Origin of the sequence: Flavobacterium hiemivividum, assembly GCF_004349145.1 — a bacterium.
In the GTDB taxonomy this organism is placed as follows: Bacteria; Bacteroidota; Bacteroidia; order Flavobacteriales; family Flavobacteriaceae; genus Flavobacterium; species Flavobacterium hiemivividum.
On record NZ_SMFO01000015.1, the window covers coordinates 66,376 to 73,793 of the forward strand.

Sequence of the window (7,418 nt, forward strand, 5' to 3'; positions counted from 1 at the left end):
ATTTAAGAATGAAAATCAATCTTTTAAACTCTGATCTGCCAACATAAAGCAATGGAAAAAACCTCTAAAACAACTAGAATGCAATTGTTGTAGCTCTTATTCCTATTCCTTTTGAAAAACTTAAAAAAAAATTGGAACGACTAAAAACCCTTAGTTTAGGTTGCGTTCTATGTAAATCTCAGAAGGGAGTTTACCAAACTTTTTCTTAAATACAGCACTAAACTTACTATGGTTTTCATATCCTACTTCTAGAGCGACATGCTTTATTTGCATATCAGTATTCTGGACTAACTCCATCGCCAATTGCATTTTTTTATCAATATTATATTGAAGTATTGAAGTACCATAAACTAATTTGAAATCCATCTTTAGTTTTGAAGGAGATAAGTTTAATTTTTTAGCGATGGCCTCTATTCCTATAAAAGGGATGGCAAAATCTTTGGAAATTAATCGCTCACATTGTGACATTTTTTTATAATCTATAGCGTCTTTTACCTTATAATCTTCTTTTCGCAAATCGGCAAACGCATTCTTAAAAAAAGTAGATACTAAGCTCAGCGTTTGGGCTTTCAAGAGGGTGTCACTAAAAACATTATCATTAAAAGTTTTGAAAGTTTGCTCAATTTCATGAGATAATGAGGCAGCGTTAGGCACTATATCTTGGTAGGTTATAAATCCTTTATCAGAATCTAAAAACCTCTTGAAAGGAAGGTCTTTATCTAATTTGTCAAAAGGTAGGTTTTTATTGATCCAATCTGGATAAAAATGATAAATATAAAATTCACATTTAGACCCTTTATAGAAATGAGCTCCAGTATCTGTCCCTGGTTTCTTAAAACCCCAAAATTTATTTTGAAAAGGAACATCATTAATAAACTTGTTTTGCAGTTTTACTTGGCTTTCATACATTGTAAAAGTAAGCGTGTAATGTTCGCTAGGAATATGCTTGTCATATACCGTCCTAATCAAAGCATTTTGTTTGAACTCAATATTAGTTATAGTGAGCCAACAACCTTCATCAATTTTGCGATATCTAAAAGTCCCTTTGATAAAAGGATTGTTTCTGTGAACTAACTGCTCTTCAGGAAAATGTTTGCTTCCTGGAGTTTTTATTGTTGCCTCTATCATTAATTCTGGCGTATTAGCTAGAAAAGGAAATTCAAAAAAACCGTCCTTATAGAACTTTAAATTAGGCTTTATAAATTGCAACCATTTAGATAATATCATACTTCTTAATTTATAATCCCCATATAGCAAACAAATACCTCGCAAGCCTCACCTTAAAACACAGGCTAAAAAAGACCAATCGACATTAAAAAGGAATAAACTCGTAGCAAATTAACAAAAAAATTAAGATTAAAAAAACACGTATAAATACGTGTTTCAAACTCTCAGCAAACTGTAGTACTAGTTCTGTAATAAAAAACTATTACATCTAAGTCGGCAACAAAACCATAATTATATCATTTCCAATATTTTATATTAAAAAAAATCATTGTTTGACCACCATAAATTATTCGCACATAAATAAATTGCGCTAAGACGCCAAATAGGGTAAAAACCAAAAATAGCATAGTAAATAAAAGATAATAATTCTTTGAACGTCGTATAATTTAAGCAGATGAAATCAATTAAAACAGCCCTTAAATTAGCCAACAACCAATGATAAATTACAGAAAAAGCAATATATAAAGTCTTCATGAAATATGTTTTAATAATAATTTCTCAATATAAACAATACTAGCCGTTATATTCCATAAAAAAACTTCCGAAAAAGAGCGCCTAATTATGTTATTCTTAAAAAGTAAACTAAAGCAAACAACTCGGTATTCATAATTCAAGAAGCAAAATAAATCTTCCTTTTTCGACTTCAAATTGTAATTTCTAAAAAACAGAACTACTTGACCGTTCAATCACTCTTTGGGTATCGTATAAATTAAAATTTCGAAATTGGTGCCTTAACGACTTTTTATAATTTTGTTGCCTATTACGATGAATTAAAAAGCTAGCATTGTAGCAATACACTAAAAAAACATTAAAATGAGCACTACATTATTTGACAAAGTATGGGATTCGCACGTTGTGCGTAAAATAGAAGATGGACCAGATGTGTTTTTTATTGACCGTCATTTCATCCATGAAGTTACCAGTCCTGTTGCTTTTTTAGGTTTAAAAACAAGAGGCGTAACTGTTCTATACCCAGAACGTACTTTTGCAACTGCCGATCACAATACCCCAACTATAAACCAACATTTACCTGTTGAAGATCCATTATCTGCTAACCAACTGAAAGCTTTGGAAGACAATGCTGCCGAATATGGTATTTCGCATTGGGGATTGGGTCATCAAAAAAACGGAATTGTACACGTGGTAGGTCCTGAAAATGGAATCACATTACCCGGTGCAACTATAGTTTGTGGTGATTCACACACTTCTACTCACGGTGCCTTTGGAGCAATTGCCTTCGGAATCGGTACTTCTGAAGTGGAGATGGTAATGGCCACGCAATGTATCATGCAGCCGAAGCCAAAGAAAATGCGTATCAATGTAAACGGAACTTTGAGTAAAGGTGTAGGTCCAAAAGACGTTGCACTTTATATTATATCTCAATTAACTACTTCTGGAGGTACAGGATATTTTGCTGAATATGCCGGAAACGTTTTTGAAGAAATGTCAATGGAAGGCCGAATGACCGTTTGTAACCTTAGTATCGAAATGGGTGCTCGTGGTGGTATGATTGCTCCTGACCAAAAAACTTTCGACTTTTTAGAAGGAAGACTATTCGCTCCAAAAGGAGAAGCTTGGACTAAAGCAGTAGAATATTGGAAAACTTTAAAAACTGATGATGATGCAGTTTTTGACGCTGAGTTAAACATCAATGCCGAAGACATTGAACCAATGATTACATACGGTACTAATCCTGGAATGGGAATCGGTATCTCAAAAAATATTCCAACTGCAAGCCAAGTTGAAGGTGGAGCTGAGACCTACAAAAAATCATTAGCCTATATGGGTTTCGAAGAAGATGATGTGATGATAGGGAAACCAATTGATTTTGTATTCTTAGGAAGCTGTACTAATGGTCGAATCGAAGATTTTAGAGCCTTTACTGATATTGTAAAAGGACGTAAAAAAGCAGTTAATGTAACTGCTTGGCTAGTTCCAGGCTCCCATGTTGTTGAAGCACAAATTAAAGAAGAAGGATTGTTAGACATTCTTACCGAAGCAGGTTTTGTATTACGTCAGCCGGGATGTTCTGCTTGTTTAGCCATGAATGACGATAAAGTACCTGCTGGAAAATATGCAGTAAGTACTTCAAACAGAAACTTTGAAGGTCGTCAAGGACCTGGTTCAAGAACACTGTTAGCTAGCCCAATCATGGCAGCTGCAGCTGCAGTAACTGGAGTATTGACAGATCCAAGAGAGTTGATGTAAAAGATTGAAGAATGATTTTTGATTTCAGATTTAAAAATCATTCATCATTACTTTATGATTCATTTGCAAACATTTAATTATTATAAAATATATGATTTTAGATTTTTGACATTCAATTTCTACACAGCAAATCTGAATTCAAAAATTAAAAATCAAAAATTAAAAATCACATGGCATACGATAAATTTAATATCCTTACTAGTAGCGCAGTGCCGTTACCAATAGAAAACGTAGATACAGATCAAATCATTCCTGCTCGTTTCCTGAAAGCAACCGAACGTGTTGGTTTTGGAGACAACCTTTTCCGTGACTGGAGATACAATGGAGATGACACTCCTAAGGCTGATTTCGTTTTGAATAACCCAACCTACTCTGGCAAAATATTAGTGGGCGGAAAAAACTTTGGTTCAGGTTCTTCTCGTGAGCACGCTGCTTGGGCAGTTTACGACTATGGATTTCGTGCTGTAGTTTCGTCTTTCTTTGCTGATATCTTCAAAGGAAACTGTTTGAATATTGGTGTTTTACCAGTTCAGGTTTCTCCAGAATTTGCAGCAGCCATTTTCAGCGCTATTGAAGCTGATCCAAATACAGAATTAGAAATCAACCTAGAAGCACAAACAATCACCTTGTTATCAACTGGAGCAAAAGAATCTTTTGACATCAACGGATACAAAAAAAACAATATGCTGAATGGTTTTGATGACATTGATTATTTACAAAATATCAAGAAAGACATCGTAGAATTTGCTGACAAACTTCCATACTAAAAACAACCAATAAAAACGCAGTTACGCTGGTCTCAACATTATTGCTGCACTAGCGAACTGCTTTTATTCTTTTAAAAAAATAATTGTACGATGGGTAATCCTTAAACCTAAAATCGTACTAGCATCAAATTTAAAAATGGAAAAAAGAAAAATTGAAATAATGGATACGACGCTCCGTGATGGTGAACAAACCTCGGGAGTATCCTTTTCTGCTGCAGAAAAGTTAACCATTGCACAATTGTTGCTAGAGGAATTAAATGTTGATCGCATCGAAATCGCGTCGGCGCGTGTGAGCGAAGGCGAATTCCAAGGAGTAAAAGGAATTATGGAGTGGGCAGCAGACAAAGGATATGAGAACCGCATTGAAGTTTTAACCTTTGTAGACGGTGGCCTTTCTATCGAATGGATGAAAAAAGCGGGAGCTAAAGTCCAAAATTTATTGACGAAAGGCTCATTAAATCATTTAACGCATCAATTAAAGAAAACTCCAGAACAACATTTTGCCGAAATTGAGCAAGCAATAGCTTTAGCTGCAGCTAACAATATAGCGACAAATGTCTATTTAGAAGATTGGAGTAATGGTATGCGAAATTCTCCTGAATATGTATTTCAATATTTGGAGTTTCTAGCAACTCAGCCTGTCAAGAGAATATTGCTTCCAGATACATTAGGCGTGCTTGTTCCCTCTCAAACATTTGAGTTTATTTCGAAAATAACAGTGAAACATCCAAACATCCATTTTGATTTTCACGCCCACAACGATTACGATTTAAGTATCGCAAACGTTATGGAAGCAGTAAAAGCAGGGATCAAAGGCCTGCACGTGACTGTAAACGGAATGGGAGAACGCGCAGGAAACGCTCCTCTTGAAAGTACGGTAGCCGTAATCAATGATTTCATGCCCGAAATAGAAATCAATGTCAAAGAGTCTTCTTTATATTCTGTAAGTAAACTGGTAGAAACTTTTACAGGATATCGAATTCCTGCTAACAAACCAATCGTAGGAGATAATGTTTTTACACAAACTGCCGGCATTCATGCTGACGGCGACAACAAAAACAACCTGTATTTCAACGATTTACTTCCAGAACGTTTTGGCAGAAAACGTCAATATGCCCTAGGAAAAACTTCTGGCAAGGCTAATATCGAAAAAAACCTTCAAGAGTTAGGATTGAAACTGAATGCAGAAGACTTAAAATTAGTTACCCAAAGAATTATTGAATTGGGAGACAAAAAAGAAACGGTTACCAAAGAAGATTTACCTTATATTATTTCTGATGTCTTGGACAGCCAAACCTATCAAGAAAAAATAATCGTGGAGTCTTATGTGCTTTCACACGCCAAAGGTTTACGTCCTTCGACAACTCTTTGTTTAAAAATAGACGGCGAAGTCATCGAGGAGCACGCACAAGGAGATGGGCAGTTTGATGCTTTTATGAACGCACTAGCAAAAATATATAAAAGTAAAGATCTGCAATTACCAAAATTGATTGATTATGCCGTAAGAATCCCACCAGGAAGTAGCTCTGACGCATTATGCGAAACAATAATTACTTGGACTAATAACGGAAAAGAATTTAAAACTCGAGGATTAGACTCTGATCAGACAGTCGCAGCAATTATTGCAACACAAAAAATGCTGAATGTGATCCCCACCCCTTCCGAAGCATCGGAATTATCCGAAGACGAGGGAGACTTAATTACGTCGGGACATCTAATTAAAGAATTATAATCCAAATAATAACTATAATACATATCCGCCTAGTGTCCACTTCCGATTGTTATCAGAACGAAGGGGAAAAGGAGGAAAAACTATAAAACATGAAATATACTATCGCACTTTTAGCCGGAGACGGAATTGGACCTGAAGTTATAAATGAAGCTGTAAAAGTTTCTGATGCTATTGCAAAAAAATTCAATCACGAAATTACCTGGACACCAGCACTTACAGGTGCTTGTGCTATCGATGCAGTTGGAGTTCCTTATCCTGATGAAACGCACGAAATATGCATGGCTGCAGATGCCGTGCTTTTTGGTGCAATCGGACATCCGAAATACGATAACGATCCATCAGCACCAGTAAGACCAGAGCAAGGTTTGTTACTAATGCGTAAAAAATTAGGTTTGTTTGCTAATGTACGTCCTACATTTACTTTCCCTTCTTTGATCGATAATTCTCCTTTAAAAAGAGAGCGTATTGAAGGAACCGACTTGGTTTTCTTAAGAGAACTAACTGGAGGAATCTATTTTGGAGAAAAAGGAAGAAGAGACGGTGGAGAAACTGCTTTCGACAACTGTGTTTACACTAGAGCTGAGGTTCAACGTTTGGCTAAAAAAGGTTTTGAACTAGCAATGACACGTTCTAAAAAATTATGTTGTGTGGATAAAGCCAATGTATTAGAAACGTCACGTTTATGGAGAGAAACGGTACAGGCAATGGAAAAAGACTATCCAGAGGTAACGGTAAGTTATGAATTTGTTGATGCAGTTGCCATGCGATTAGTGCAATGGCCAAACTCATATGATGTATTGATTACGGAGAACTTATTTGGAGATATTTTAACCGATGAAGCTTCTGTAATTTCAGGATCTATGGGATTGATGCCATCTGCATCTGTAGGAGAACACACTTCTTTATACGAACCAATTCACGGTTCTTACCCACAAGCAACAGGATTAAATATTGCTAACCCATTGGCGACAGTATTATCGGCAGCGATGATGTTTGAAGACGCTTTTGGATTAAAAGAAGAAGCGGCAGCGATTAGAGCAGTCGTTAATAAATCATTGGAGCAAGGAATTGTAACCGAAGATTTAGCTGCCAAAGGAGCAACAGCTTATAAAACAAGTGATGTTGGAGATTGGTTAGTAGCTAATTTGTAATATTCAAAATATAATCTAGGAAAGGCTGTCTCTCTAGACTGAACCCAAAAAGTTAGACAAATTTATAATTAATTTTGATAATAATGAGCTCGATATTGGATCGGGCTCATTTTGTTTAAATTAGATTTAATTCTCTCGTTATTGTAATAGTTTATGTATTCCTTTATTTCTTCTTTTAATTGGTTTATAGAGCTGTATTTCTTTAGATAAAATAATTCTGATTTAAGTATTCCAAAAAAGTTTTCGATAATAGCATTATCTAAACAGTTCCCTTTTCTTGACATACTTTGTATAATTCCTTTTTCTTTCAATAGAAATTGATACTGTTTCATC

Annotated in this window: 6 protein-coding genes; 4 read left to right on the forward strand and 2 right to left on the reverse strand. The window is 35.4% G+C overall.

Going from position 1 to position 7,418, the window contains the following annotated elements; translation table 11 throughout:
• Positions 1-150: 150 nt before the first annotated feature.
• Positions 151-1,227: a helix-turn-helix domain-containing protein gene (locus tag E0F98_RS14750; RefSeq protein WP_132112826.1), complete on the reverse strand. Its 1,077-nt coding sequence runs from the start codon at positions 1,225-1,227 to the stop codon at positions 151-153.
• 813 nt (positions 1,228-2,040) lie between these two features.
• On the opposite strand from E0F98_RS14750, the gene leuC reads away from it, so the two are divergent.
• From leuC to leuB, 4 genes are all read left to right on the forward strand, one after another.
• Complete coding sequence (gene leuC, locus E0F98_RS14755; protein WP_132112828.1) at positions 2,041-3,435, forward strand: 3-isopropylmalate dehydratase large subunit; 1,395 nt, start codon at positions 2,041-2,043, stop codon at positions 3,433-3,435.
• Between the two features lie 170 nt (positions 3,436-3,605).
• Complete coding sequence (leuD, locus tag E0F98_RS14760) at positions 3,606-4,202, forward strand: 3-isopropylmalate dehydratase small subunit (RefSeq protein ID WP_132112829.1); 597 nt, start codon at positions 3,606-3,608, stop codon at positions 4,200-4,202.
• Between the two features lie 136 nt (positions 4,203-4,338).
• The gene (locus E0F98_RS14765; protein ID WP_243699258.1) at positions 4,339-5,934 is read left to right on the forward strand and encodes an alpha-isopropylmalate synthase regulatory domain-containing protein; all 1,596 of its coding nucleotides are present in this window, start codon (positions 4,339-4,341) and stop codon (positions 5,932-5,934) included.
• An 89-nt stretch (positions 5,935-6,023) separates the two neighbouring features.
• Positions 6,024-7,085 carry a 3-isopropylmalate dehydrogenase gene (gene leuB, locus E0F98_RS14770; RefSeq protein WP_132112831.1) on the forward strand — a complete coding sequence of 354 codons (1,062 nt, stop codon included), beginning with the start codon at positions 6,024-6,026 and terminating at the stop codon, positions 7,083-7,085.
• A 68-nt stretch (positions 7,086-7,153) separates the two neighbouring features.
• Here leuB and E0F98_RS14775 read toward each other — a convergent pair.
• The coding region (locus E0F98_RS14775) for an IS3 family transposase (RefSeq protein ID WP_132109699.1) at positions 7,154-7,418 on the reverse strand (265 nt) is incomplete at its 5' end.

Coding starts and splice junctions, on each gene's coding strand:
- E0F98_RS14750 (WP_132112826.1), bottom strand. CDS start 1,227: ATGATATTATCTAAATGGTTGCAATTTATAAAGCCTAATTTAAAGTTC.
- leuC (WP_132112828.1), top strand. CDS start 2,041: ATGAGCACTACATTATTTGACAAAGTATGGGATTCGCACGTTGTGCGT.
- leuD (WP_132112829.1), top strand. CDS start 3,606: ATGGCATACGATAAATTTAATATCCTTACTAGTAGCGCAGTGCCGTTA.
- E0F98_RS14765 (WP_243699258.1), top strand. CDS start 4,339: ATGGAAAAAAGAAAAATTGAAATAATGGATACGACGCTCCGTGATGGT.
- leuB (WP_132112831.1), top strand. CDS start 6,024: ATGAAATATACTATCGCACTTTTAGCCGGAGACGGAATTGGACCTGAA.